Below are 25,291 nucleotides of genomic sequence, written 5' to 3' on the forward strand. Positions count from 1 at the left end.
ATTAGTTTTGGTTTTTAAGTTCAACAGTTCTATGGATCGCATTTTTTATACGTTGATACGTTCCGCATCTGCAAATATTTCCAATCATAGCCTCGTCAATGTCTTTGTCAGTTGGTTTTTCATTTTTATCTAACAAAGCAGTTGCTGCAATTAACTGTCCTGGCTGACAAAAACCACATTGTGGCACGTTTAATTCTACCCAAGATTCTTGTAGTAATTGTAAGTTTTTATTTTCACCTTCAACTGTTGTAATGTTTTTTCCTTTCGCAGCTGAAACAGGAATTACACAAGATTGCACAGGAGAATTATCTAATAAAACTTTACAAGAACCACACACGCCTTCTCCACAGCCGTATTTTGTTCCAGTAAGTCCTACAATGTCTCTAATTGCCCAAAGAAGTGGCATAGTTGGGTCAGCATCAATGGTGTGTTTTTCCCCATTTATTTGAAGTGTAATCATGTAGTAGTTTTGTTAGTAGTTAGTTTTGAAAGAACAATTTAAGTAATTTTTGATATGATTTTTTTGTTAAATAGCCATTTAACAGCACTTTAACAGTTTACGAATTACTAAAAAAAAATCAAAAATTAGCAAGTCAATTTTACCAAATTAGGCACTTCTTTTACCTCTCCAGGTATTAATTTGGAGATGGTAATTTCTCCAATTCTAACTCTCACAAGGCGAAGCGTTGGAAAACCAACAACTGCTGTCATTTTTCGAACTTGTCTAAATTTACCTTCAGTTAAAGTTATTGAAACCCAACTTGTAGGTCCGTGCCGTTCATCACGTATTTTTTTTGCTCTTTCAGGAAGTTGAGGTGTTTCAAGTAGCTTTTTTACAGTACAATTTTTAGTGATGTATTTACCAGTTTCGGTACTAATTTCAACGCCTTTTTTTAACAACTCAATGGCTTCTGAAGTAATTTCACCATCAACTTGTGCATAGTATTCTTTTGCTACTTTTGAACTTCGTATAAATTCACTCACTTTTCCATCGGTAGTTAGCAACAATAACCCTTCCGAAGGTTCATCTAGTCTGCCAATTGCCATTGTATTTTCAGGGAAAGACCCTAATTCGCCCAATAATTTCTTTTTAGTCCGTTTGGTTTGATTATTTACAAACTGACTTAAGTAACCAAAAGGTTTAAATATAATAAAATTTTGATGTTTAGCTGTTTCCATTCAAAATTTTAAAAACGAGTTCTTTTGAAAGTGTTTGTCCTGCAGCTTTTTTTCTGATTTCATCAAAAGAAAATACAAAATCACAGTCATTTTTATAGTTACTACAACCATAAGCAGTTTTTCCTTTTAAAACCGTTCCTTTTTTACATTTAGGGCAAGTTAAAGTTTCCGGAATAGCTTTTTTCTTTTCTTCTAATTTTAAGTTGAAATTTTCATCAAAGCGTACTAAACCTTCTTTACTTGCTCCATCTTTTTTGAAGCCTTTTAAATTTACGGTACACCCTTTTTGCAGTAAACGAATAAACTGATTCTCAGAAATACCTTTGTCTAAAAACTTGAAAGGAAGTTTAAAATCACAGCCATTTTTATAGTTGCTACAACCATAGGCACTTGAGCCTTTTAAGATAGTTCCTTGCTTGCATTTTGGGCATTTTTCTTGCGTGATTCCTTTCTTCTTTTTAGTAGTTTTTCCGGCTGATGCCGAAACTTGTTTTTTGGGAGTCGCAGTTTCTGCGGAAATATTCGCTCTTCGTTGTTCAGAACGGACCTCATACACCAAATGATCAACCATTTTTTTCATGTTTTTTATGAAAGTTCCAGCATTAAAAGTTCCTTGTTCAATTTCTTTTAAACGCTTTTCCCATTGTCCGGTCAATTCAGCAGATTTTAACAATTCATTTTGAATGGTGTTAATTAATTGAATTCCTGTTGAAGTTGGTATTAAAAGTTTCTTTTTACGTTCAATATATTTTCTTCTGAATAATGTTTCAATAATGTTTGCTCTAGTTGAAGGACGGCCAATACCATTTTCTTTCATTACCTCCCTTAAATTTTCATCATCAACTTGTTTACCAGCTGTTTCCATAGCTCTAAGCAAAGTTGCCTCTGTAAAGTTGTTAGGCGGTTTGGTTTGTTTCTCTAAAAATGAAGGAATGTGAGTTCCTTTTTCACCCTTTGTGAATGTTGGTAAAATTCCGGCTTCTTTTACCTTTGAATTTGTCATGCTGAGCGAAGTCGAAGCATCAAAAACTACGCGCCAACCCTTTTCTAAAATTTCTTTCCCCGTTGTTTTAAAAGTAACATCATCGGCTTTTCCAATAACGGCTGTGTTTGATACTTTACATTCATCATAAAAAACGGCAATAAAACGTTTGGTAATAATATCGTATACCTGTTGTTGGTTGTATTGTAAATTTATTTCAATTCCGGTAGGAATAATTGCATGGTGATCTGTTACTTTTTTATCATTAAATACTTTAGAAGATTTTTTTATTTTTTTCCCTAAAATTGGTTCGGTAAGTGTGCGGTATTTTGTTAGGTTTTTTAAAATCCCACCAACTTTAGGGTATACATCATTTGGTAAAAATGTAGTATCAACTCTAGGATAAGTAACTGCTTTTTGTTCGTATAGTTTTTGTGCAATTTTTAAAGTTTCATCAGCCGAAAAACCAAATTTATTATTGCAATATACTTGTAAACCTGTTAGGTCGAATAATTTTGGAGCATATTCTTTACCTGCTTTTTTGGTAACTGAAACAATTTCAAAATCACTTTCTTTTACTTTGTTGGCAAAACGTTCACCCTCTTCTTTCTTTAAAAACCTACCTTCCTCACAATTAAATAAAGTTTCACGATACATGGTTTGTAATTCCCAGTAAGGTTGGGGTTTAAAATTTTCAATTTCTTTAAACCTATTTACAACCATTGCTAAAGTTGGAGTTTGAACTCTTCCAACCGATAACATTTGTTTGTAACCTCCGTGTTTAACGGTGTACAATCGCGTGGCATTCATTCCCAACAACCAATCACCAATAGCTCTTGAAAAACCAGCATAATATAAATTGTCGTAATCTTCAGAAGGTTTTAAATTTTGAAATCCTTCTTTTATGGCTTCCGTAGTTAAGGACGATATCCATAAACGCTCAACTTTACCTTTATATTCCGCCTGGTTGATTACCCAACGTTGAATCAATTCTCCTTCTTGCCCAGCATCCCCACAGTTTATAATTACATCGGCTTTGTCAAATAAACTTTTTACAATGTTAAACTGTTTCTGAATCCCATCGTTTGCAACAACTTTCGTTTGAAACTTTTCAGGAAGCATTGGTAAATTGTTTAAATCCCAACTTTTCCAATATGGTTTATAATCATTAGGTTCAAATAAAGTACATAAATGTCCAAATGTATAGGTTACTGCATAACCGTTACCTTCAAAGTACCCATCGCGCTTTGTATTTGCTCCTAATACAGTAGCAATTTCTCGTGCAACACTTGGTTTTTCGGCAATACATACTTTCATTTTTCGGGTTTTAGAAGTGTTGCAAAATACTAAAATTACATTTAATTATTCAAGAATAGTATTGCTAAATTGATGAATTTATTATTTGTTAGTTGAAAATTTATTTTTGGTTTAATATATGACAAAATAGTATTAAATTTCTTTTGAAATGCGTTGTAAATTTGAATTGAATTTAGAATAACTATTCACGTTTTAAACAAAATCTCATGAGAAAATTACCGCTTTTTTCCTTATTACTTTCAATTTTAATAGTTGCTTGTACAGCTGAAAAGACTTCAACAAAACTAAGTGATGCCATTCGCATCAATCAAATAGGATTTTATCCTAATTCAGTAAAACAATTTGTAGTTGCAGATTTAGAAGTAACTTCTTTTGATATTGTAAATGAAAACAATGAGGTTGTTTTTAACGGAGAAATGAACCCGAATGGCGTTTGGGAGGCATCTGGTGAAAAGGTGTTTTTGGGCGATTTTAGTGAATTCAATAAAGAAGGGAGCTATAAAGTTCAAGTTGATAAAAAGCTATATTCTTACCCTTTTGAAATTAAAAAAGGTATTTATGAAGAAGCTTTAAATGCATCGATTAAAAGTTATTATTATCAAAGAGCTTCAATGCCTATTGAAGAGAAATTTGGAGGAGTTTATAAGCGTGAGGCTGGTCACCCAGATGATAACTGTGCATTTCACCCTTCATCAGGAAGAACTGAAGGAACTTTAAATTCTCCAGGTGGTTGGTATGATGCGGGTGATTATGGAAAATACATTGTAAATGCGGCTTTATCTACAGGGCAAATGTTACAATTGTTAGAGCAATATCCAAATGCAATTGCTGATGGTGCTTTAAATATTCCTGAAAGTGGTAATGGAAATAGTGATTTAATAGATGAATTGAAATATGAGCTAGATTGGATATTGACAATGCAAGATGAAGATGGTGGTGTTTTTCATAAGTTAACTTCAAAAAACTTCAGTGGTTTTATTATGCCAAATGAATTTGATTTAGAAAGAATGATTATTGGAAAAGGTACCGCGGCAACCTTAGATTATGCAGCTGTTTTAGCTTTAGCTTCAAGGTTATATAAAAGTACAGACGAAGATTGGTCTAAAAAAGCATTAGAAGCTGCTGAAAAAGCATGGGATTGGGCTGTTAAAAACCCAGCGATTGCATATAGTAATCCTGAAGATGTAAGCACTGGTGCTTATGATGATACTGTTTTTACAGACGATTTTTATTGGGCGGCTACAGAGTTGTATTTGACTTCAAAAGATAATGAATATTTAGACTATTTAATTAAAAATGAAGAGCCTTTTATTCACGAATTGACAAATAGTTGGAAGTTTTTTATTAGAAATAACGCTTTTCACTCTTTGTTAGAAAATAAGGATTTATTGGATGTCGATTTTGTGAAAACGTTAACTCAGGGGCAAATTAAAATAGCTGATAATATTTTAAAAGCAATTGAAAATAACCCTTATAATATTGGATTGGAACGATTTGAATGGGGTTCAAATAGTGATATTTTAAATCAGGCTATGGTTTTATGTATGACGCATAGGTTTACGGGAGATGAAAAATACTTAGTAGGAGCAGAGCAAATCACCGATTATATTTTAGGTAAAAATGCAACAGGTTACAGTTTTTTAACAGGCTTTGGGTCTAAAAAAGTAATGAATGTACATCATCGTCCAAGTGCTGCAGATGGTATTGTTGATCCTATTCCTGGTTTTATTGCAGGTGGACCAAACAATGATAAACAAGATAGTGCGGAAGTTGAATATGCATCAGAATATCCGGCGAAAGCTTTTGCCGATGTAGTGGCAAGTTATGCATCAAACGAGGTTTGTTTAAATTGGAATGCGCCAGCGGTTTATGTGCTAGGATATTTACAAGAAAATAGAAAATAATTTAGTGTAAGTTTGATTGTTAAACTTCGCCTTGTTTTAGTTTTTACTAATTATAAGGTGAAGTTTTTTACGCTAAACTTTAAATAATATTCAAGTACCTTTGTTGAATTAAATTCAATTTTAATCATGAAAAAACAATTAAAAGATATTAAACCAGGTTATGGATTAGGTGTTCTAAAATTTGGTATGAAACGCTCAGAAGTAAATTTGTTACTTGGCGAACCTTCTTTTGTAGATAAATATTCACATTCTGATAGTTCTAATGATTTAACGGAATCTTGGGAATACGAAGATTTAGCCTTGTCGCTTTCTTTTGATGAAGAAGAACAATGGAAATTAACGATGATTTCAGTGTCTTCAGATTTTTATGAATTAGAAGAGAAATCTTTGATAGGAAAGTCGGAAGTTGAGACCTTAAAAGAATTAGCACATTTTGATGAAGATGAATTATTTTTAGAAGATTGTTCAGAAGTAGAAGGTGAAGATCACAAGGTTGTTGAGGTGGAAGATAAGTCAATAAACTTTTGGTTTATTAATGGTGTTTTAGATGAAATTCAATGGTCTCCATTTTTTATAGATGACGATACAATTGACTGGCCACAGTAATAATTTAAGCAAATAATTAAGATGGGTGTTTTAAAAGAAAGATTAGAAATTGAACTAAAAAAGAATCTTTCGTTTTGGTTGAACTATGTTGTTAATAAGGATGCCAACCATATTATTACAGAAGTTTCAATAAATGGAACTCCAAATACAAATGCTTCTTTAGGAGTTATGTATTTATCAAGAATACTTTTTGGCGCGTCTTCAGCCTATCTACTTTTTAAAAATGATGCTTATGCTGAATTAGCCGATACTGCTTACACTCGGTTATTAGAATTTTCCAATCCTAAAGGTGGCTATTACTGGGCAAAAAACACTTCAAACAAAATAATTCATGATGCCGATAATACGAATATGGCGCAGGCATTTGTGTTGTACGGGTTATTAGAATACGCAAGAATAAAACCTAGTTTGGCTTTAGATGAGCTTATTAAAAAGCAAGTTAATTTTATTAAAAACACCTTATATGATGTTGAGAATGGAGGTTATATTGATGGTTTTAATGAAGATTGGGTTTTAGGCAAAGCACCAACAAAAGCACTTGGAACACATCTTCATTTGTTAGAAGCCTTTGTTAAATTATATAAATACAAAAGAAGCGAAAAAACTCAATTACTAATTGAAGAGCTAATAACCATCATTACCCAAAAATTCATTACAAAAGATACCTACGATTGTTTGCATAGGCTAACTCCTGATTGGAAATTGTTGCCAAACGAAATTTGGGCAGGACATAATGCGGAGTGTAGTTGGATTTTATGCAATGCTGCTAACGTTATTGAAAATGAAAGATTGCAAAAAGAATGCAACTCACTTTCATTAAAAATGATGAAAGGTGTGCTTGATAAAGCCTGGGATAAAAATGGCGCTGTGTTTAATGTATTACAAAATAATTTACCAACTGAAGCTGTCAAAATTTGGTGGGTGCAAGCCGAAACTGTTTTAGGACTTTTAAATTGCTTTAGAATTACAAAAGAGAATAGCTATAGGGAAAATGCAATTGAATTAATGAATTACATCAGTACTCATTTTATTGCTGAAAACGGAGAATGGTATTCTGAAATTTACAATAGCGGAGCGCCAAATACTTCAATTCCAATAGTTCATTTTTGGAAATCTATGTATCACACAGTTCGTTATTATACTGAAGTGAATAAAAATTTAAGCTAAAGATTGTCGTTCTATAAAATCAATAGATTGTGTATTGAAAGTGTCTGCTTGTTCAATGTTTACAACGTGCCCACAATTTTTTATAATTAAAAGTGACGCTTGTAAATGACTAGTAACTACTTTTTTAATGGCAGGCAAAAATAAATGATCTTCTTCACCCATAATATAAAAAGTAGGAATTTTAATATCATTTGTTCTGAAAAAATGTAATAACGGATTTATTTCAGCAGTTAATTTAAACCAACGAATAAACTCTTTTTGGTATAATTTTTTTGCTTCGTTTACAAAAATTAATCTCGATTTTTTATGATTTTTTCGAGGCATTATAATAAAAGCAAATAGCTTGTAAAGCAGTAAATAAGGCACAACAGATTTACACAAAACGCCAACTTTCATTAATATTTGTGATTTTAGGTTTAGTTGCATAATTGCACCACCCATAATCATACTTTTTACACGCTCAGGATATTTTTCAGCTAGATTCCGAATTAAAATAGTTCCCAATGAAATACCTGCAAAATGAGACTGCTTAATTTTTAAATGATCAATTACTTCAACAATATCTTGAGTAATGGCATCAAAAGTATATTTATCATTAAACGTGTCTTTTAAGGCCAGTTTACTTGCACCGTGACCACGTAAATCTAAAATTAGGACATTAAATTTAGTGCTAAAACTTCTAATTTGCTTGAACCAAATAGATGAACTTCCACCAGCGCCGTGAACAAATGTCACCCACTCTGTTGCGGTTTTATGTCTGTATTCAGTGTAATTTAGCATTCAATTTTTTTAGTTGTAATTCACAAAAATACTAAAATATTATTTATATTTTTTAAGAATCTATGAAGTCCCACCAAACTACAAAAAACTTCTGGGTTTTTCCGTTGGGATATTTAATCCAACATAACGGCGCACTTTTTTCATTTAGAAAGGTTGATATGCGCTCTTTAAATATTGCGTGGTTTAACCAATTACTGCTAGTTTGCACTTCTTTTAACCAATCAACTTTGGTTGGAATGTGAAATTTACAATTATTAAACTGTTCTAATTCATTCAGGAATATATAAAACCCATAAATACAGTTGTTGTTAATTGTTGAAAATGTGTTGTTTAGTTCAGTTAATGGTACAAATAATTGCGCTTTAAAATAAACATTCTGTATGATTTCTTCCGAAGTTATTTTTTGCTTTTTTAGATACTGTTTTGTGTGTGCGCTTTGTAATAGAGGTAGTTGCTTCTGTTTTAATTTGGTTAATTTTTGATGAAAGCTGTCACGTCTGTTTGGCCCAATCCAATGATCAATTTCTGTATTTCCAACGGATTTATCGTACAAATAAAATTTGTAAACAATTTCAATATGGATTGGTTGTTTATTTTTTAGAAGTAAGCAATCAATTTCACCAACGGTTCTTGTTCCGTCTTGAATTTGTATGTTTTCAGCTAAAATTTCAATAGAATTATCTTGTTGAAATGTAAAAAAACTAAATTGTTCTACTCTTTTTCCTAAACGAATTTCGGCTTTTTTAAAAGAATTGAATTGTGTTGTTTTAGCACTATTTACTTCAAATTGAGTCAGTCCAAAAACAGCATCTTTTTTCCAAAGTAAAGGCGTTTTTAAAAACCCTTCGTACTGTAGTTGTATGTGTTTAGAGTTTTCTTTCAACATATTTATCAACGATTATTGATGTACTTTATAAAATTGGTAATTATTTTCACTAAAGTTCTTTTTTTGAGTGCATGTAACCAAAAATATAAGCTGAAATTTCTTGATAAATAAGTGGTTACTTTAACACGCTTTTTGGTACGAAACCAGTAATATCGCCACCGTGTCTGTGAACATCACGTACAATACTAGAGCTTATAAAAGCAGTATCGGCTGAGGTTAATAAAAATACAGTTTCAATATTTGACAATCTTCTGTTAGTTTGTGCAATGGCTTTCTCAAACTCAAAATCGGCAGGATTACGCAAACCTCTTAAAATAAAATCAACGTCCATTTTTGTACAATAATCTGTAGTTAAACCAGTGTAAGTAGTTACTTTTATTTTAGGTTCATTTTTATAGTTTTCTTTAATAAAATTCACACGTTCTTCTAATGAAAACATATATTTTTTATCAGAATTTACGCCAATTGCAATAATAATTTCGTCAAATAAAGGCAAGGCTCTGTTAACAATATCAACGTGACCTAAAGTAATAGGATCAAAAGATCCTGGGAAAATTGCTCTGCGCATAATTAGTTATTTAAAGCCGTTTCAATGGCGTTATGAAAAAGTTCTGGAAAGCTAATTCCAGCCTCTGCAGCTTGTTGCGGAATAATGCTTTCAGTTGTTAAACCTGGAACGGTATTCATCTCTAAAAAATGAGGTTCTCCGTTTACAATTATATATTCTGATCTAGAAAAACCACTCATATTTAAAGCTTTGTATGTTTTAATAGCAACAGCTTCTAGTTTTTTATGTAATTCATCTGAAATTTGTGCTGGTGTAATTTCTTCAGATTTGCCTAAATACTTGGCTTCGTAATCAAAAAAGTCGTTCTCAGTTAAAATTTCAGTCATTGGTAATACTTTAATATTTCCTTTGTAAATAAAAACGCCAATGGTAATTTCACGGCCATCTAAAAACGATTCTATTAATATTTCTGAATCTTCGTTAAATGCTTTTTTAATAGCAGGCATCATTTCTTCAACAGTTTTAGCTTTTGAAATTCCAAAACTAGAACCAGCATTGTTTGGTTTTACAAAGCAAGGTAAACCTACTTTTGATATTATTTTTTCAACATTAATTTCATCACCTTTATTTAAAAAGTAAGAAGTGGCTGTTTTTATGCCATATTGTTTTACAACGCTTAAACAATCGCGCTTATTAAAAGTTAAAGCCATTTGGTAAAAAGGCGCCGATGTGTGTTTTAAGCCAATTAAATCAAAATAGGCTAAAATTCTACCATCTTCACCTGGAGTTCCGTGTATGGCGTTAAAAACACAATCGAAATTTAATTTTTTACCGTTAATTTCAGCTGAAAAATCGTGTTTATTTATAGGGTATTCATGTTGATTGTCATCAACCAAAACCCACTTATTTTTTAAGATGTGTATTTTATACGTATTGTAACTATCTTTTGAAATGTTGTTGTAAACAACATTTCCGCTCTTCAAAGAAATATCAACTTCCGAAGAGTATCCGCCCATTATTATGGCAATATTTTTTTTCATTTGTAGTTATATTCAATAACCACAAACTTACTATTAAAAGTTTAAAGTTTTAAAATTTGAAAGTCAAAAGTTGAAGTGTTCAACAATTCAACTCAAAAAAAGTATATTTGCATAAAATTAAAAAAGAAAATGAGTCTAATTAAATTTGTAACGTCTAAAACATTTTTAAAACAACTAATATTTGCCGCTATTGGTTTAATTGTTTTTGTTTTTGCTATCATGAAGTGGTTAAATGTAACCACAAATCACGATCAAAAAATTGAAGTTCCAAATCTTGAAAAAATGAGTTTGGCAGACGTTGAAAGCAAGTTAGAAGATTTAGAATTGAATTTTGTTGTAATTGATTCAGCAAGTTACAATCCAAATTTTCCACCTAAATCTGTGATTGAACAAAGTCCGGAAGCAGGTGATTTTGTAAAAGAACAACGAAAAATATACATTACATTAAATCCGTCAGGATATGCAGATATTGAAATTCCGGATTTGTTTGGAAGAACAAAAAGACAAGCCACATCGCAATTGCTATCTATTGGTTTTAGAGTTTCTTCAAAAGAAATATTAGTTAAAGATATAGCCAAAGATGTAGTTAGAGGGTTAAAATTTAACGGAAAAGAATTAAAAATGGGAGATAAAGTTCCTAAAAACTCTATGATTACCTTAATGTTGGGTGATGGTGAAGGAACGGGGAGGTATAAATCAGCAACTGAAGCAAGCAACTAATGAGTATTGAAGAAATAGAAAAAGAAGAATTTTACGAGCATTTTAATTATGTTGCTCACGAAGGACAGGAACCTTTGCGTGTTGATAAATTTTTAATGAATTTTATTGAAAATGCTACTCGAAATAAAATTCAACAAGCTGCAAAAGCAGGTAATGTTTTAGTAAACGATGTTCCTGTAAAGCCAAATTACAAAGTAAAACCTCATGATGTTGTTAGAGTTGTGTTAGCACACCCGCCTCATGAAAATTTGTTGGTTGCAGAAGACATTGCTTTAGATATTTTATTTGAAGATAATGAAGTAATTGTAGTTAATAAACCAGCTGGAATGGTGGTGCACCCTGGTCATGGAAATTACAGTGGTACTTTGGTAAACGCATTAATTCATCATATTGAAAATTTACCAACCAATTCAAATGAACGCCCAGGATTGGTGCATAGAATTGATAAAGATACAAGTGGTTTGTTAGTGGTTGCCAAAACTGAATTTGCTATGGCGCATTTATCTAAACAGTTTTACGACAGAACAACTGAACGTTTGTATTATGCTTTGGTTTGGGGGAATGTTGAAGAAGATGAAGGTCGAATTGAAGGAAATATTGGTAGAAGTTTAAAAAACAGGTTGCAAATGAGTGTTTTTCCTGAAGGAGATTTTGGAAAACATGCAGTTACTCATTACAAAGTAATTGAGCGTTTTAGTTATGTTACTTTGGTGCAATGTAAACTTGAAACTGGAAGAACACATCAAATTAGAGCACATTTTAAACATATTGGTCACACACTTTTTAACGATGAACGTTACGGAGGGAATGATGTTTTAAAAGGAACAACTTTTACAAAATATAAGCAGTTTGTGGATAATTGCTTTAAAATATTGCCAAGACAAGCTTTACACGCAAAAACATTAGGTTTTGAACATCCAACTACCAAAGAATTTATGCGTTTCAATTCTGAAATTCCTGATGATATGGTTCAGTGCATTGAAAAGTGGAAAAACTATACCATTAATCAGAAGGACTAAAGATTAATTTTTGAAAATTGAAATAAAAAACGCTTCTAAGTTTAAATACATTTAAACTTAGAAGCGTTTTTTGAAATTCAAATAATATGTTCTTAGTTTTCCAGAGAAATGTGAATTGTACTATTAATTTTGAGTTTTTTACCGTGTAATCTCACATTTTTAAAAACTCTTTTGCTATTTTTTGTTCGTTCAATAATTCGTAAATACGACTATTATCAAACTCACAAGGATCATTTACATTACCTTCTAACAAAGACATGCTTTGTAATTTGTGAAAATTAATCTTCACTTTTAAAATACTATTTATAATATCTGTTGCTTCGCTGGCTGTAAAGCAACCATCAATAAGATTGATTTTTTGTTCAGTTTTTGCCTCGCTAGTTAGTGTTAAAGTGTCCATAGTTTTTAAATTATAATTGTTATTGAATTTTAAAGCACCAAACTTTCTTTTGCAAATATGTAAATGTTAATTGATATATTTTTATTTACTATCAAATGCATTAATATTTTTTATGAACTACACATTGCACCAGTTAGAAATATTTAGAAAAGCAGCTAATTTATAGCGCGTTACAAAGGCATCTGAATAGCTTTTTTTAACGCAGCCAGCCGTTTCAATTCAGCTTAAAAAATTTCAAGAACAATTTGATATTCCCTTATTTGAAATAGTAGGGCGAAAATTATATATCACTGAATTTGGAGAAGAAATAGCCGTTGCAGCTAATAAAATTTTAGAGGAAGTAAAAGCTATTAATTATAAGTCGTTAAGTTATCAAGGAAAGCTTTCAGGTTCATTAAAAATTGCAATTGTATCTACGGCAAAATATGTGATGCCTTATTTATTGTCTGATTTTTTACATGAAAATGAAGGTATAGATTTAACAATGGATGTTACCAATAAAGCAGCTGTAATTCGTAGTTTAGAAAACAATGAAGTTGATTTTGCAATGGTTTCAACAATGCCTAAAAAATTAGCCATTAAGCGTATTGAGCATATGAAAAATAAACTCTTTTTAGTAGGAGGTAAGCAACGTATAGATACTTCAAAAAATATTTCGAAAAAAGATTTTGGAAAATTACCACTTATCTATAGAGATCACGGTTCTTCTACACGCCTAGCTATGGAGAAATTTATTGCAGCACGTGAATTTACTATTTACAAAAAAATGGAGTTAACCTCTAATGAAGCTGTAAAACAGGCAGTAATTGCAGGTTTAGTAGTTTCTGTAATGCCTTTAATAGGTATTAAAAATTCTTTAAATATGTTTGAATTACAAATTATTCCTGCAAAAGGTTTACCTATTAAAACCACGTGGAATCTTATTTGGTTGAAATCTAAAAATTTATCAATGGTAGCAAAAGCTTTTATTGAACATATAAACGAAAACAAAGAGGCTATTATAAACGAGCATTTTGGTTGGATTGAAAATTACTAAGTAAGCCATATCAATAGATTTAGTATCAATTTTAATTATTTTAGCATCATTTTATGGTATCATTTCGTGTTGCTTTTTGAAGTGTAAGTGGTAAATTTGTAAAATAATTTTTTAATAAAATACAATAAATTAGCATTAGCTATGGAAGAACTTACACTTACCACCCCAGCTCTTTTGTTTTCAGCAATATCATTAATTATGTTAGCTTATACCAATAGGTTTTTAGCTTATGCGGCGGTTATACGAAATTTACATGCAGTGTATCAAGATAAAAAAGATAAATCTTTAATTCAACAAATTAAGAACCTTAAACAACGAATTAATCTTACTCGTTGGATGCAAATATTTGGAATTTCAAGTTTGCTTTTATGCGTTTTAACCATGTTTTTAATTTACGTACATCAACAAATAGTTGCTGTTTGGGTATTTGGACTTGCATTGATATTGCTAATAATCTCCTTAATTCTTTTAATAAAAGAAATTAAAATTTCCTCGCAAGCGTTAATGCTTCACATTAGTAATATTGAGGATACAATAAAGGATGCTTAATTTATGATTGTTTAGGTTTGAACAAACAGAAGTAATATAGCATAAACTTTCTTTATTTTGAAATAATTTTTTGGTATTACAAAAGGTTGAAACAGTTGTTTATTAAGTGTAATTTTATTTTAGAATGAAAATTAAAGAGCTCATATTATTTACAAATAAACTCGATCAGCAAATAGATTTTTATACAACGGTTTTAGAATTTCCCGTTGAAATTTCTACACCAGAATATACAAGCTTTAAAGTTGGAGAATCAATACTTACGTTTAAGTATAGAAAGGATGTTACTCCGTATCATTTTGCGCTAAATATTCCTTCAAATAAAGAAAAAGAGGCACTATATTGGTTAAAAGAACGTGTTGATATTTTAAGTTTTGACAATCAAGAAATTATTGATTTTTCTAATTGGAATGCCAAAGCAATTTATTTTTACGACTTAGATAATAATATTGTAGAATTTATTTCAAGAAAGAATATGAATTTAGATTCTGAACAAAAGTTTTCATCTAAAGTAGTCAATAATATTAGTGAAATAGGGATGTATTCAAACAACATAAAAAACACATTTCAGAAATTAAATTCCTTAAATAAAATTGAAGTCTACAGCGGAGATATGGAGCAGTTTTGTGCTGTAGGTGATGAAAAAGGATTGTTTATTATAGCCAATGCAGATTTAAGAAAATGGTTTCCAACAGGAGACGTAATTCATCAATCAGATTTTATAGTGAAGGGAGATTTTAATTTTGAATTTAAAAAAGGAGAAATAATTGAAATAATGTAATTTTGTTTCAGTCAAAATATAAAACATGAAAATAGTAATTTCACCAGCCAAGTCATTAGATTTTGAAACACAAGTGCCAACAAAAGAATTTACAGAAGGAATTTTTTTAAAAGAAGCTTCAACGTTAAGTGCTGTTTTAAAAAAGAAATCACCTAAAGATTTATCCGAATTAATGCATATATCAGATAAATTAGGTGAATTAAATTGGCAACGTAACCAAAATTGGCAATTACCTTTTACCTTAGAAAATGCAAAGCAAGCCGTGTTTGCTTTTAAAGGAGATGTATATATTGGTTTAGATGCATATACTTTATCGCAAGAGAAAATTCAACAACTACAACAAAAATTAAGAATACTTTCCGGTCAATATGGCGTACTAAAACCATTGGATTTAATGCAACCTTATCGTTTAGAAATGGGTACTAAATTAAAAGTGGGGAAAAGTGAAAATTTATACCAGTTTTGGGATGCAAAGGTTACCAATGAATTAAATTCAGAACTTGATGAAGATGAGGTTTTTGTGAACTTGGCTAGCAATGAATATTTTAAAGTTGTAAATCCTAAATTATTAAAAGTTCCTGTTATTACTCCAGTTTTTAAAGATTATAAAAATGGAAAACTAAAAATAATTAGTTTTTATGCAAAAAAAGCACGTGGATTAATGGTGCGTTATATTATTGATCACAATATTGAAACTGCTGAAGACTTAAAAGGTTTTAACTATGAAGGTTACGCTTTTGATAGCAATCTTTCCAATGCTAAAGAATTGGTATTTACACGATAATTTTTTTATTTTTTTTTATTTGTATTGTTTTTTTATATATGTTTGTCACGTTGTTAATATACGATGAAAAATATATATTTTTCCGATTGTAACTTATTTAAAAAGAAGTTTTTAAGTTGCAATGTGCTTAGTGAGTACAACGGAAAATTAAGAGCAATAAGAACTTCTTTCAACTTCATATTTGAAATTTATAGCCCATTGCAGGTTATAGGTCTTCGTAACGTGTATTTAGAATTAAGAGTTTAGATATTTTTTTAACATAAGATGATTAGTCTTTAAATAGACTGTTTTTATAGTTTAAAATAAATATTAAAAATGAATACTAAATATATTGATTTAATAAATCAAACATTTGATTTTCCTCAAGAAGAATTTAAAGTAGATGCTAAAAAAGAACTGCATTTTCATGATATAAACACCATGAAATTAGCAGAGGAATTTGGAACACCTTTAAAGTTTACTTACTTACCAAAAATTAGCCAAAACATTCAAAAAGCAAAGGGGTGGTTTAAAACTTCTATGCGAAAGCATAAATACAAAGCAAAATATAATTATTGCTATTGTACTAAGAGTTCTCATTTTAAGCATGTGTTAGATGAGGCGTTGAGTAATGATATTCATATTGAAACGTCTTCTGCAGTAGATATTGATATTGTTAATAGTTTAAAAAAAACGGGTAAAATAACCGATAAAACCTATGTGTTATGTAACGGTTTTAAAAGAGATGAATACATTCAAAAAATTCAAGATTTAATTCAAAAGGGACATAAAAACTGTATTCCTATAATTGATAATTATGAAGAAATAGGCTTGTTAACAAACGGCATTCGTAAAAAAATAAATATAGGAATTAGAATCGCTTCTGAAGAAGAACCTAAATTTGAATTTTACACCTCAAGATTAGGAATTGGTTATAAAAATATAGTTGATTTTTACAGAAGAGATATAAAAGATAACAGCAAAGTAAACCTTAAAATGCTGCATTTCTTTATAAATACAGGAATTAAAGACAATGCATATTACTGGAACGAATTAAGTAAATGTTTAAAAGTTTACATTAATTTAAAAAGAATTTGCCCTTCTTTAGATAGCTTAAACATTGGCGGAGGTTTTCCTGTGAAAAATTCATTGGCATTTGATTATGATTATGCTTATATGATTGATGAAATTATTTCTCAAATAAAAATTGCGTGTGATGAAGCTGAAGTTCAGGTTCCTCATATTTTTACAGAATTTGGGAGCTTTACGGTAGGAGAAAGCGGAGGTGCGCTTTACAAGGTTTTATATCAAAAAAAGCAAAATGATAGAGAACGTTGGAATATGATCAACTCATCATTTATTACAACACTTCCAGATAGTTGGGCAATTAATAAGCGGTTTGTTATGTTGCCATTAAATAGATGGAATGATAATTATGAACGGGTTTTACTTGGAGGTTTAACCTGTGATAGCGATGATTATTACAACTCAGAGCAGCATATAAACGCAATTTATATGCCTAATTATAAGGAAGATAAGCCATTGTATATAGGTTTTTTTAATACGGGAGCATACCAAGAAACAATAGGTGGTTACGGAGGTTTACAGCACTGTTTAATTCCGCAGCCAAAACACATTATAATTTCAAAAAATAAAGAAGGTAAATTAGAATATAAAGTTTTTAAAGAAAAACAAACACCAAGCGATTTTTTAAAAATATTAGGTTATGAATAATAGAACTTACGCAGGAATTCCTGAACAATTTAGTAAAATCGAAACTTCAAAAGTAGTTTTGATTCCGGTACCTTATGATGGTACAAGTACATGGCAAAAAGGATCAGATAAAGGTCCAGAGGCTTTTTTACAAGCTTCAGAAAACATGGAATTATATGATATTGAAACAGATTCTGAAGTTTATAAAAACGGTGTTTTTTTAGCAGATGCTGTTACTGAAAATTCTTCGCCAGAAACTATGGTTGATGCTGTTCATAATATTGCTAAATCATATATTAAAAGAAACAAGTTTGTTACTTTAGTAGGAGGTGAACATTCAATTTCAATAGGCTCAATTAGAGCATTTAATGAGTGTTTTAATAACCTAACAGTGGTGCAAATTGATGCGCATGCCGATCTTAGAAAAGAGTACGAAGGTTCAACTTGTAACCACGCTTGTGCGGTTTATGAGGCAAGTCAAAATACAAACTTAATTCAAGTAGGTATTCGTAGTATGGATGCTATTGAAAAAACAGTAATGGATACCGATAAAGTGTTTTTTGCTCATGAAATGGCGCAAGATGATTATTGGATGGAAAACGCAATTGATTTAATGACAAAAAATGTGTTTGTTACTATAGATTTAGACGCTTTTGACCCTTCAATAATGCCTTCAACCGGTACACCTGAACCTGGTGGATTATTTTGGTATGAAACCTTAGAGTTTTTGCAAAAAATATTCAAAGAAAAAAATGTTGTTGGATTTGATATTGTTGAATTATGTCCTAATTCAACAGAAAAATCTTCAGATTTTTTGGCTGCAAAATTGTATTATAAAATGTTAAGCTACAAATTTCAAGATGCTGAAGATGATGATTATGAAAATGAAAGCGGTTATAAAGAACCGCATAGCAAATTATCTAAATTTGATGAAGACGAAGATTAAAAGTTATTTAATTGAAACAACACAAGCATTAGTTTAAAAAAAATAAGAATGGATACACCAATTACAAATTTTATAGAAAAATATTTTTTACATTTCAATTCAGCAAGTGTTGTTGATGCGGCCAAAGAATACGAAAATCAATTAGCAAAAGGATCTAAAATGTTAGTTTCTTTAGCTGGAGCTATGAGTACGGCTGAAATAGGTAAAATATTTGCAGAAGTAATACGACAAGACAAAGTGCAAATAATTTCTTGTACAGGAGCCAATCTGGAGGAAGATATTATGAACTTGGTAGCGCACTCTCATTATAAAAGAGTCCCTGAATATCGTGATTTAACACCTCAAGATGAATGGGATTTATTAGAAAAAGGCTTGAATAGAGTTACAGATACTTGTATTCCTGAAGAAGAGGCTTTTAGACGACTACAGGACCATATTTTTAAAATTTGGAAAGATGCTGAGGACAATGGTGAGCGTTATTTTCCACATGAATTTATGTATAAATTAGTATTGTCAGGTGTGTTAGAGCAATATTACGAAATAGATCCAAAAAATAGTTGGATGTTGGCTGCAGCTGAAGCTAATTTACCAATGGTAGTTCCTGGTTGGGAAGATAGTACTATGGGTAATATTTTTGCTTCTTATGTGTTAAAAGGAGAATTAAAAGCCAGCACCATGAAATCAGGTATTGAGTATATGACTTTCTTAGCAGACTGGTATACTCAAAATTCTGATAATGGTATTGGATTTTTTCAAATAGGAGGTGGTATTGCAGGTGATTTTCCAATTTGTGTAGTGCCAATGTTATATCAAGATATGGAAAGGACAGACACACCATTTTGGAGTTATTTTTGTCAAATTTCTGATTCAACAACAAGTTACGGGTCTTATTCAGGTGCAGTTCCTAATGAAAAAATTACTTGGGGTAAACTTGATATTGACACACCTAAATTTATTATAGAATCTGATGCTACTATAGTGGCGCCACTTATTTTTGCTTATTTATTAAAAATGTAACTTTTTATAATGAAAAGAGTAATTGTAGATTATGCAAAGCTAACAAGTGACATTTTGGATCTATTGGTTGAAAAATTTCCGACAGGTTATGCCTATAAAGACATTATTACATTTAAAAACGCAAAAGGTGAAGCGGTAAGAGCTGTTGAAGTAAGAACTGAAGATACTGTTTATCTTGTTAAAATAAGTCTGAAATTAGAAGAAACAATGGAAGATTATGATGCTGACGAAGATAATTTTGATGATGCTTATGATGATGACTTTGAAGGAGTCGCTGAAGATGAAGCATATGATTCATAAATAAAAAAAACCGCTGAATAGCGGTTTTTTTATATGGTTATCTAAGTAATTAGTACTTAGATTCCTGACCTAATTCTTTTACTAATAAATAATATACAATAGCTCTGTATTTGTTACGGTTAGATTTTCCAACCTTTTCCATAACAGAAGCAATTGCCGCATCTAATTTATCGTCATCAGAAAGACCTAACTTTTTAATTAAAAAATTGTTTTTTACGGTAGCTAACTCTTTTTCATCTGAACCAGAAACTGTTTCAGCATCTTTTTTGTAAATAGAAGGACCTAATCCTTTAGTTACAGCTGTTAATAAATCAGCGTCAAAACTTAGACCTAATTTTGTCATTTCACCTTGGTAAAGTGCTATTTTTTCATCGAATTTACTCATGAGTACTTATTTTTTATTTAAGATTGATTATTCTTACTCTCAAATATAAAAAATAATGTTAGTATAATTCAAATTTATTTTAACAATCTGAAATATTAACACTTACCGCTAAACCTCCTTCTGAAGTTTCTTTGTATTTAGAATTCATGTCTTTAGCCGTTTCGTACATACTTTCAATTACTTTGTCTAATGAAACTTTTGCATTTTTAGTATCGCTATCTAACGCAAGTTCAGCTGCATTTATGGCTTTTATAGCTCCCATTGCATTTCTTTCAATACAAGGAATTTGAACCAAACCACCAATAGGATCACAGGTTAAACCCAAATGATGTTCCATTGCAATTTCACTAGCCATTAAAACTTGTTCAGGTGTTCCTCCATAAAGTTCTGTAAGTGCACCTGCAGCCATAGCACTTGAAACTCCAATTTCAGCTTGGCAACCACCCATAGCGGCTGAGATTGTTGCACCTTTTTTAAAAATACTTCCTATTTCACTAGCTACTAATAAAAATTGTTTAATTTCTTTAAAACCTGCATGGTGGTTTTCAATAGTTAAATAATAAAGAAGCACAGCAGGTATTACACCGGCACTCCCGTTAGTTGGTGCAGTAACCACTCTTCCTAAAGCAGCATTTACTTCGTTTACACTTAAAGCATAGCAGCTTACCCATTTTAATATTTCTCTAAACTTTACTTCAGTGCGTCTAATGCTTTTTATCCAATTTGCTGAATTTTCATAAGGAATGTCTCCTTTTAATTTTTGATACATATCAAAAGCTCTTCTTCTTACATTTAAACCACCAGGTAAGCTTCCATTGGTATGGCAGCCAATGTAGATAGATTCAAGCATAGTGTCCCAAATTCTTCCAATTTCAAAATCAATTTCGGCTTCAGAACGTAAAGATTTTTCATTTTCTAAAACAATTTCAGAAATTTTTAATTGCTCTTGATGGCAATATCGTTCTAGTTCTTTAGCATTTTGAATTGGGTATGGAAATGTTTTATGAATTGCTATATTTTCTTTTGCGTGAATTAATTCTTCACGAACAACAAAACCACCACCAATAGAATAATAAGTATCGGTTGAAATTTTAAAACAGGCATTATAAGCTGTAAATTTGATGCCGTTAGGGTGAAAAGGCAAAAATTCTTTATCAAAAATAATATCCTTTTCAGGGTTGAAGTCTATTGTTAATTCGTTACCAAACTGTATTTTGTTGTTTGTTTTAATTTCATGAATTATAGTTGGAATGTCTTCCGTAGGAATGTATTCAGGATCTTTTCCTGCTAAACCTAAAATTAGCGCTAAATCTGAAGCATGACCTTTTCCTGTTAAAGATAAAGAACCATATAAATCTACTTTAACTGAAGTTACTTGTGAAAATAATTGTTCTTTTTTTAAATGATGTATCCATCTTTCGGCAGCACGCCAAGGACCTAAAGTATGCGAACTTGAAGGACCAACCCCAATTTTAAGCATATCAAAAATAGAAATACACTCCATATGTCAAAAACTAAATTTAAAAAAGCAAATATATACTATTGTGAAATTTTGAATGACAATTTCGTGTAAATATTGCAGTGTTTTTTAAAAAAATAATGTCAAATTAAACTTGTTGAAAAATGTTTTATGACAACTTGACATATTTTTTTTAATGGCATAATCATTGACAAATTGAACATGTAGAATTTTAAAATTAATTAAGAACAAAAAATAAATATATATAAATTATGAGTAAGATTATAGGAATAGATTTAGGAACAACCAACTCTTGTGTTTCTGTAATGGAGGGTAACGAGCCAGTTGTTATACCAAATGCAGAAGGAAAAAGAACTACACCATCTATTGTAGCATTTATAGAAGGTGGCGAACGAAAAGTAGGAGATCCTGCAAAACGTCAGGCTGTTACAAACCCAACAAAAACTGTTTATTCAATTAAACGTTTTATGGGTAACAAATATTCAGAAAGCAAAATGGAGGCTGAACGTGTACCTTATAAAGTTGTAAAAGGTGATAACGATACTCCTAGAGTAGATATTGATGGAAGATTATATACGCCTCAAGAAATTTCAGCAATGATTCTTCAAAAAATGAAGAAAACTGCTGAAGATTATTTAGGAACTGAAGTAGCTGAAGCAGTAGTAACTGTGCCAGCTTATTTTAATGATGCACAACGTCAGGCTACTAAAGAAGCAGGTGAAATTGCAGGTTTAAAAGTAAGTCGTATTATAAATGAACCTACAGCAGCTGCATTAGCTTACGGATTGGATAAAAAAGGAGAAGATCAAAAGATTGTTGTTTTCGATTTTGGTGGTGGAACACATGATGTTTCTATCTTAGAATTAGGAGATGGTGTTTTTGAAGTATTATCAACTGATGGAGATACGCATTTAGGTGGTGATGATGTTGATCAAAAAATTATTGACTGGTTAGCTGAAGAGTTTAAAGCTGAAGAAAGTATTGATTTACGTCAAGACCCTATGGCCTTACAACGTTTAAAAGAAGCTGCTGAAAAAGCAAAAATTGAATTATCATCTTCTGCTGCAACAGAAATTAATTTACCTTATGTAACTGCAACTGCTTCAGGACCAAAACACTTGGTGCGTAGTTTAACAAAAGCAAAATTTGAGCAATTAATTGATGATTTAGTAAAAAGAACAATTGAGCCTTGTAGAACTGCATTAAAAGGTGCTGGTTTATCAACAAGTGATATTGACGAAGTTATCTTAGTTGGTGGTTCTACTCGTATTCCTGCAGTAGTTGAAGCTGTTGAAAAATTCTTTGGAAAAACACCATCAAAAGGTGTGAATCCTGATGAGGTTGTTGCAATTGGAGCAGCCATTCAAGGTGGAGTTTTAACAGGTGATGTAAAAGATGTATTGTTATTAGATGTTACACCTCTTTCATTAGGTATTGAAACTATGGGTAATGTAATGACAAAGTTGATTGATGCAAATACTACGATTCCTACAAAGAAATCTCAAGTATTTTCAACAGCGGCTGATAATCAACCATCAGTAGAAATTCACGTATTACAGGGTGAACGCGCTATGGCTGCCGATAACAAAACAATTGGTCGTTTCCATTTAGATGGAATTCCACCAGCACAAAGAGGAACTCCTCAAATTGAAGTAACTTTTGATATTGATGCAAATGGTATTATTAAAGTTTCTGCAACAGATAAAGCAACTAATAAAACTCAAGATATTAGAATTGAAGCTTCTTCTGGATTAACTGAAGAGGAAATTCAAAAAATGAAAGCTGATGCTGAAGCAAATGCTGATGCAGATAAAAATGCAAAAGAAACTGCTGAAAAAGTAAATGCTGCAGATTCTATGATTTTTCAAACTGAAAAGCAATTGAAAGAGTTTGGTGAAAAATTATCAGCTGATAAAAAAGACCCAATTGAAGCTGCTTTAGTTGAATTAAAAGCTGCTCACGAATCTAAAGATCTTGCACAAATTGATGCTGCAATGGAAAAGATTAACGAAGCTTGGAAAGTTGCAAGTGAAGAAATGTACAAAGCAGAACAAGAAGGTCAAGCACAAGGTGCTCCTACAGGTGATGCAGGTGCTTCTGAACCAGCAACTGATGATGTTGAAGATGTTGATTTTGAAGAAGTAAAAGAAGACTAATTTCTTTTAAATATAATATCAAAGCGCTTCCGATTGGAAGCGCTTTTTTTGTTTCAAAACAAAGTGTTATGCGTGCATAATTTATTAATTGTATATTTGAATAAATCACTTTTATGAAATCAGTAAAACTAACAGCTCTTTTAAATATAAAATATCCAATTATTCAGGCACCTATGTTTTTAGTTTCAAATACAGCTATGGTAATTGAAGCTATGAAAAGTGGGATTGCAGGTTGTATACCTGCGCTAAATTATAGAACACTTGATGAATTAAGACAAGCTATTAAGGAGCTCAAAGCAGCCAAAGTTAAAGGTGGAGCTTTTGGTTTTAACTTAATAGTGAATAAATCAAATTTAAAATACAAAGATCAATTAAGTGTACTATGTGAAGAAGGAGTCGATTTTATCATTACTTCATTGGGTAGTCCAGAAGAAACAATTAAGCAGGCTCATAAAAATAACATCAAAGTTTTTTGTGATGTTGTAGATTTAAAATTTGCTAAAAAAGTAGAAAGCTTGGGTGCTGATGCAATTATTGCTGTAAATAATAAAGCTGGTGGGCATAGGGGAGATCTAACTCCGCAAGAGTTAATACCAATGTTGGTTGAAAACTGTACGATTCCTGTAATTTCAGCTGGAGGAGTAGGGTGTAAGGCAGATATTGATATGATGCTAAGTTATGGAGCTATTGGTGTTTCAGTTGGTAGCCCTTTTATTGCATCTGTTGAAGCAGGAGTTACTCAAGAGTATAAAGAAGCTTGTGTTAAATATGGAGCTGAAGATATTACTATGACTGAACGTATATCTGGCACGCCTTGTACGATAATTAATACGCCTTATGTTCAAAAAATAGGAACAAAGCAATCTAAAATTGAGTCTTTCTTAAACAAAAATAAAAAATTAAAAAAATGGGTGAAGCTAATTAGGTATACGATTGGTACCAATGCAGTAACGAATGCAGCTAAAAAGGCGACTTATAAAACTGTTTGGGTTGCTGGGCCAAGTATTGAGTTTACCAAAGAAATTTTACCTGTTAAAAATATAGTTGAAAGACTTATTAATTAATATTTTTGCTGAATATTAAATTATCATACTTTGAAAACCATTTCTAAATTCAACTTTCATAAACATACTTATTGTGAATTTGAAATGGTAGCTAAAACTTTCTTTAAAGAAAAATCACCTCATTACAAAAGTAAATCTGGGAGTTTATATGTATATTCCGAAAAAGGGGTTTATAGGTATTCGAACCATTGGGGAAGAGTTGCAAATTGTAGGTGGAAAATTAAAGGTATTGAAGATTATAAAAATCAGCACTATTATGTTGGTTATGCTGAGTGGTCTAATTTTCATCCTTTAAATTCTTCAGAAAAGATTTTTTATATTGAAGTTGCCACTAATGGTGAAGCTAAACTATTTAACATAAAAAATACAGCATCAAATGAACCTTTTTTAATGAGGTTGGATTTTGCTTTCGAAAGGCTAAAACAGTTAAAAATTTTATACAAAGACTACAAATGGGCTACTTATTATAATGAAAATGTTCATTTGGTAAGAAATATACTAACCGAAAAACTGATAAGTTCAGATAAAACGTTGCAAGAATTAAAGCAAAGTTTAAAGAGTGAATTTAATTAGAATACCCACATCATAAAATAGTA

The 25,291-nt window shown here is 31.0% G+C and carries 26 protein-coding genes; 16 read left to right on the forward strand and 10 right to left on the reverse strand.

The features are described 5' to 3' along the window. Window position 1: 1 nt before the first annotated feature. The 3 genes from CHB67_RS12430 to CHB67_RS12440 all read right to left on the reverse strand — a co-directional run bounded on the left by CHB67_RS12430 (window position 2) and on the right by CHB67_RS12440 (window position 3,478). Window positions 2–460 carry a (2Fe-2S)-binding protein gene (locus CHB67_RS12430; RefSeq protein WP_089382112.1) on the reverse strand — a complete coding sequence of 153 codons (459 nt, stop codon included), beginning with the start codon at window positions 458–460 and terminating at the stop codon, window positions 2–4. A gap of 125 nt (window positions 461–585) precedes the next feature. Beyond that, window positions 586–1,179, reverse strand: coding sequence for a pseudouridine synthase (locus CHB67_RS12435; protein ID WP_089382113.1), 594 nt, complete (start codon window positions 1,177–1,179; stop codon window positions 586–588). Further along, the gene (locus CHB67_RS12440; RefSeq protein ID WP_089382114.1) at window positions 1,166–3,478 is read right to left on the reverse strand and encodes a type IA DNA topoisomerase; all 2,313 of its coding nucleotides are present in this window, start codon (window positions 3,476–3,478) and stop codon (window positions 1,166–1,168) included. The genes CHB67_RS12435 and CHB67_RS12440 overlap by 14 nt, the downstream gene beginning before the upstream one ends. A 206-nt stretch (window positions 3,479–3,684) precedes the next feature. Here CHB67_RS12440 and CHB67_RS12445 point away from each other — a divergent pair, with 206 nt between their 5' ends. The 3 genes from CHB67_RS12445 (at window position 3,685) to CHB67_RS12455 (ending at window position 7,155) form a co-directional block, all read left to right on the forward strand. After that, complete coding sequence (locus CHB67_RS12445; RefSeq protein ID WP_089382115.1) at window positions 3,685–5,382, forward strand: glycoside hydrolase family 9 protein; 1,698 nt, start codon at window positions 3,685–3,687, stop codon at window positions 5,380–5,382. 126 nt (window positions 5,383–5,508) lie between these two features. Beyond that, the gene (locus CHB67_RS12450; RefSeq protein WP_089382116.1) at window positions 5,509–5,988 is read left to right on the forward strand and encodes a hypothetical protein; all 480 of its coding nucleotides are present in this window, start codon (window positions 5,509–5,511) and stop codon (window positions 5,986–5,988) included. Window positions 5,989–6,009: 21 nt separating this feature from the next. Beyond that, a complete protein-coding gene (locus CHB67_RS12455) occupies window positions 6,010–7,155 on the forward strand; it encodes an AGE family epimerase/isomerase (protein ID WP_089382117.1) in 1,146 nt (381 codons plus the stop codon). Here the strand turns inward: CHB67_RS12455 and CHB67_RS12460 are convergent. The 4 genes from CHB67_RS12460 to CHB67_RS12475 all read right to left on the reverse strand — a co-directional run bounded on the left by CHB67_RS12460 (window position 7,147) and on the right by CHB67_RS12475 (window position 10,369). Continuing rightward, entirely contained in the window at window positions 7,147–7,935 is a 789-nt protein-coding gene (locus tag CHB67_RS12460; RefSeq protein WP_089382118.1) for an alpha/beta fold hydrolase, read from the reverse strand. The genes CHB67_RS12455 and CHB67_RS12460 overlap by 9 nt on opposite strands. Window positions 7,936–7,987: 52 nt before the next feature. Further along, the gene (locus CHB67_RS12465; RefSeq protein ID WP_089382119.1) at window positions 7,988–8,821 is read right to left on the reverse strand and encodes a DUF1853 family protein; all 834 of its coding nucleotides are present in this window, start codon (window positions 8,819–8,821) and stop codon (window positions 7,988–7,990) included. 115 nt (window positions 8,822–8,936) lie between these two features. Beyond that, window positions 8,937–9,389 (reverse strand): pantetheine-phosphate adenylyltransferase, encoded by a 453-nt coding sequence (gene coaD, locus CHB67_RS12470; RefSeq protein WP_089382120.1) that lies wholly within the window; start codon window positions 9,387–9,389, stop codon window positions 8,937–8,939. 2 nt (window positions 9,390–9,391) lie between these two features. Next, complete coding sequence (locus CHB67_RS12475) at window positions 9,392–10,369, reverse strand: D-alanine--D-alanine ligase (RefSeq protein ID WP_089382121.1); 978 nt, start codon at window positions 10,367–10,369, stop codon at window positions 9,392–9,394. 129 nt (window positions 10,370–10,498) lie between these two features. Here CHB67_RS12475 and CHB67_RS12480 point away from each other — a divergent pair, with 129 nt between their 5' ends. Continuing rightward, window positions 10,499–11,089, forward strand: coding sequence for a PASTA domain-containing protein (locus tag CHB67_RS12480; RefSeq protein WP_089382122.1), 591 nt, complete (start codon window positions 10,499–10,501; stop codon window positions 11,087–11,089). Then, on the forward strand, window positions 11,089–12,108 hold the full coding sequence (locus CHB67_RS12485; protein WP_089382123.1) for an RluA family pseudouridine synthase: 1,020 nt from the start codon (window positions 11,089–11,091) through the stop codon (window positions 12,106–12,108). Before CHB67_RS12480 ends, CHB67_RS12485 begins: the two co-directional genes overlap by 1 nt. A 151-nt stretch (window positions 12,109–12,259) precedes the next feature. On the opposite strand, the gene CHB67_RS12490 is transcribed toward CHB67_RS12485, so the two are convergent. Next, window positions 12,260–12,508, reverse strand: coding sequence for a hypothetical protein (locus CHB67_RS12490; protein ID WP_089382124.1), 249 nt, complete (start codon window positions 12,506–12,508; stop codon window positions 12,260–12,262). A 430-nt stretch (window positions 12,509–12,938) separates the two neighbouring features. Here CHB67_RS12490 and CHB67_RS12495 point away from each other — a divergent pair, with 430 nt between their 5' ends. From CHB67_RS12495 to CHB67_RS12530, 8 genes are all read left to right on the forward strand, one after another. Beyond that, window positions 12,939–13,544 (forward strand): LysR substrate-binding domain-containing protein, encoded by a 606-nt coding sequence (locus tag CHB67_RS12495; RefSeq protein WP_394335360.1) that lies wholly within the window; start codon window positions 12,939–12,941, stop codon window positions 13,542–13,544. Window positions 13,545–13,685: 141 nt separating this feature from the next. Then, window positions 13,686–14,093 (forward strand): DUF2721 domain-containing protein, encoded by a 408-nt coding sequence (locus CHB67_RS12500; RefSeq protein ID WP_089382125.1) that lies wholly within the window; start codon window positions 13,686–13,688, stop codon window positions 14,091–14,093. A 124-nt stretch (window positions 14,094–14,217) separates the two neighbouring features. Continuing rightward, a complete protein-coding gene (locus tag CHB67_RS12505; protein WP_089382126.1) occupies window positions 14,218–14,871 on the forward strand; it encodes a VOC family protein in 654 nt (217 codons plus the stop codon). A 25-nt stretch (window positions 14,872–14,896) separates the two neighbouring features. Next, a complete protein-coding gene (yaaA, locus tag CHB67_RS12510) occupies window positions 14,897–15,655 on the forward strand; it encodes a peroxide stress protein YaaA (protein WP_089382127.1) in 759 nt (252 codons plus the stop codon). A 315-nt stretch (window positions 15,656–15,970) separates the two neighbouring features. After that, window positions 15,971–17,368, forward strand: coding sequence for a type III PLP-dependent enzyme domain-containing protein (locus CHB67_RS12515; RefSeq protein WP_089382128.1), 1,398 nt, complete (start codon window positions 15,971–15,973; stop codon window positions 17,366–17,368). Further along, on the forward strand, window positions 17,361–18,293 hold the full coding sequence (gene speB, locus CHB67_RS12520; RefSeq protein WP_089382129.1) for an agmatinase: 933 nt from the start codon (window positions 17,361–17,363) through the stop codon (window positions 18,291–18,293). Before CHB67_RS12515 ends, speB begins: the two co-directional genes overlap by 8 nt. Window positions 18,294–18,341: 48 nt before the next feature. Beyond that, the gene (locus CHB67_RS12525; RefSeq protein ID WP_089382130.1) at window positions 18,342–19,310 is read left to right on the forward strand and encodes a deoxyhypusine synthase family protein; all 969 of its coding nucleotides are present in this window, start codon (window positions 18,342–18,344) and stop codon (window positions 19,308–19,310) included. Window positions 19,311–19,319: 9 nt separating this feature from the next. Then, window positions 19,320–19,610, forward strand: a complete 291-nt coding sequence (locus tag CHB67_RS12530; protein ID WP_089382131.1) for a hypothetical protein — start codon at window positions 19,320–19,322, stop codon at window positions 19,608–19,610. A gap of 49 nt (window positions 19,611–19,659) precedes the next feature. Here CHB67_RS12530 and CHB67_RS12535 read toward each other — a convergent pair whose 3' ends face one another. Then, window positions 19,660–19,995 (reverse strand): DUF2853 family protein, encoded by a 336-nt coding sequence (locus CHB67_RS12535; protein WP_089382132.1) that lies wholly within the window; start codon window positions 19,993–19,995, stop codon window positions 19,660–19,662. 79 nt (window positions 19,996–20,074) lie between these two features. Further along, complete coding sequence (locus tag CHB67_RS12540; protein WP_089382133.1) at window positions 20,075–21,499, reverse strand: L-serine ammonia-lyase; 1,425 nt, start codon at window positions 21,497–21,499, stop codon at window positions 20,075–20,077. Between the two features lie 227 nt (window positions 21,500–21,726). On the opposite strand from CHB67_RS12540, the gene dnaK reads away from it, so the two are divergent. The 3 genes from dnaK (at window position 21,727) to CHB67_RS12555 (ending at window position 25,268) form a co-directional block, all read left to right on the forward strand. After that, window positions 21,727–23,631 (forward strand): molecular chaperone DnaK, encoded by a 1,905-nt coding sequence (dnaK, locus tag CHB67_RS12545; protein WP_089382134.1) that lies wholly within the window; start codon window positions 21,727–21,729, stop codon window positions 23,629–23,631. Between the two features lie 113 nt (window positions 23,632–23,744). After that, complete coding sequence (locus tag CHB67_RS12550; protein WP_089382135.1) at window positions 23,745–24,695, forward strand: NAD(P)H-dependent flavin oxidoreductase; 951 nt, start codon at window positions 23,745–23,747, stop codon at window positions 24,693–24,695. Between the two features lie 30 nt (window positions 24,696–24,725). Further along, window positions 24,726–25,268 (forward strand): hypothetical protein, encoded by a 543-nt coding sequence (locus CHB67_RS12555; RefSeq protein ID WP_089382136.1) that lies wholly within the window; start codon window positions 24,726–24,728, stop codon window positions 25,266–25,268. The last annotated feature ends 23 nt before the right edge of the window (window positions 25,269–25,291 follow it).

Origin of the sequence: Lutibacter agarilyticus (assembly GCF_900188235.1) — a bacterium.
In the GTDB taxonomy this organism is placed as follows: Bacteria; Bacteroidota; Bacteroidia; order Flavobacteriales; family Flavobacteriaceae; genus Lutibacter; species Lutibacter agarilyticus.

Excerpts from the sequence above, each read along its gene's own strand:
- CHB67_RS12450 (WP_089382116.1), top strand. The coding sequence starts at position 5,509 with ATGAAAAAACAATTAAAAGATATTAAACCAGGTTATGGATTAGGTGTT.
- CHB67_RS12480 (WP_089382122.1), top strand. The coding sequence starts at position 10,499 with ATGAGTCTAATTAAATTTGTAACGTCTAAAACATTTTTAAAACAACTA.
- CHB67_RS12475 (WP_089382121.1), bottom strand. The coding sequence starts at position 10,369 with ATGAAAAAAAATATTGCCATAATAATGGGCGGATACTCTTCGGAAGTT.
- CHB67_RS12485 (WP_089382123.1), top strand. The coding sequence starts at position 11,089 with ATGAGTATTGAAGAAATAGAAAAAGAAGAATTTTACGAGCATTTTAAT.
- dnaK (WP_089382134.1), top strand. The coding sequence starts at position 21,727 with ATGAGTAAGATTATAGGAATAGATTTAGGAACAACCAACTCTTGTGTT.
- CHB67_RS12515 (WP_089382128.1), top strand. The coding sequence starts at position 15,971 with ATGAATACTAAATATATTGATTTAATAAATCAAACATTTGATTTTCCT.
- CHB67_RS12525 (WP_089382130.1), top strand. The coding sequence starts at position 18,342 with ATGGATACACCAATTACAAATTTTATAGAAAAATATTTTTTACATTTC.
- CHB67_RS12435 (WP_089382113.1), bottom strand. The coding sequence starts at position 1,179 with ATGGAAACAGCTAAACATCAAAATTTTATTATATTTAAACCTTTTGGT.
- CHB67_RS12550 (WP_089382135.1), top strand. The coding sequence starts at position 23,745 with ATGAAATCAGTAAAACTAACAGCTCTTTTAAATATAAAATATCCAATT.
- CHB67_RS12455 (WP_089382117.1), top strand. The coding sequence starts at position 6,010 with ATGGGTGTTTTAAAAGAAAGATTAGAAATTGAACTAAAAAAGAATCTT.
- CHB67_RS12440 (WP_089382114.1), bottom strand. The coding sequence starts at position 3,478 with ATGAAAGTATGTATTGCCGAAAAACCAAGTGTTGCACGAGAAATTGCT.
- CHB67_RS12535 (WP_089382132.1), bottom strand. The coding sequence starts at position 19,995 with ATGAGTAAATTCGATGAAAAAATAGCACTTTACCAAGGTGAAATGACA.
- CHB67_RS12490 (WP_089382124.1), bottom strand. The coding sequence starts at position 12,508 with ATGGACACTTTAACACTAACTAGCGAGGCAAAAACTGAACAAAAAATC.
- CHB67_RS12460 (WP_089382118.1), bottom strand. The coding sequence starts at position 7,935 with ATGCTAAATTACACTGAATACAGACATAAAACCGCAACAGAGTGGGTG.
- CHB67_RS12505 (WP_089382126.1), top strand. The coding sequence starts at position 14,218 with ATGAAAATTAAAGAGCTCATATTATTTACAAATAAACTCGATCAGCAA.
- coaD (WP_089382120.1), bottom strand. The coding sequence starts at position 9,389 with ATGCGCAGAGCAATTTTCCCAGGATCTTTTGATCCTATTACTTTAGGT.
- CHB67_RS12530 (WP_089382131.1), top strand. The coding sequence starts at position 19,320 with ATGAAAAGAGTAATTGTAGATTATGCAAAGCTAACAAGTGACATTTTG.
- yaaA (WP_089382127.1), top strand. The coding sequence starts at position 14,897 with ATGAAAATAGTAATTTCACCAGCCAAGTCATTAGATTTTGAAACACAA.
- CHB67_RS12495 (WP_394335360.1), top strand. The coding sequence starts at position 12,939 with ATGCCTTATTTATTGTCTGATTTTTTACATGAAAATGAAGGTATAGAT.
- CHB67_RS12430 (WP_089382112.1), bottom strand. The coding sequence starts at position 460 with ATGATTACACTTCAAATAAATGGGGAAAAACACACCATTGATGCTGAC.
- CHB67_RS12445 (WP_089382115.1), top strand. The coding sequence starts at position 3,685 with ATGAGAAAATTACCGCTTTTTTCCTTATTACTTTCAATTTTAATAGTT.
- CHB67_RS12465 (WP_089382119.1), bottom strand. The coding sequence starts at position 8,821 with ATGTTGAAAGAAAACTCTAAACACATACAACTACAGTACGAAGGGTTT.
- CHB67_RS12540 (WP_089382133.1), bottom strand. The coding sequence starts at position 21,499 with ATGGAGTGTATTTCTATTTTTGATATGCTTAAAATTGGGGTTGGTCCT.
- CHB67_RS12500 (WP_089382125.1), top strand. The coding sequence starts at position 13,686 with ATGGAAGAACTTACACTTACCACCCCAGCTCTTTTGTTTTCAGCAATA.
- speB (WP_089382129.1), top strand. The coding sequence starts at position 17,361 with ATGAATAATAGAACTTACGCAGGAATTCCTGAACAATTTAGTAAAATC.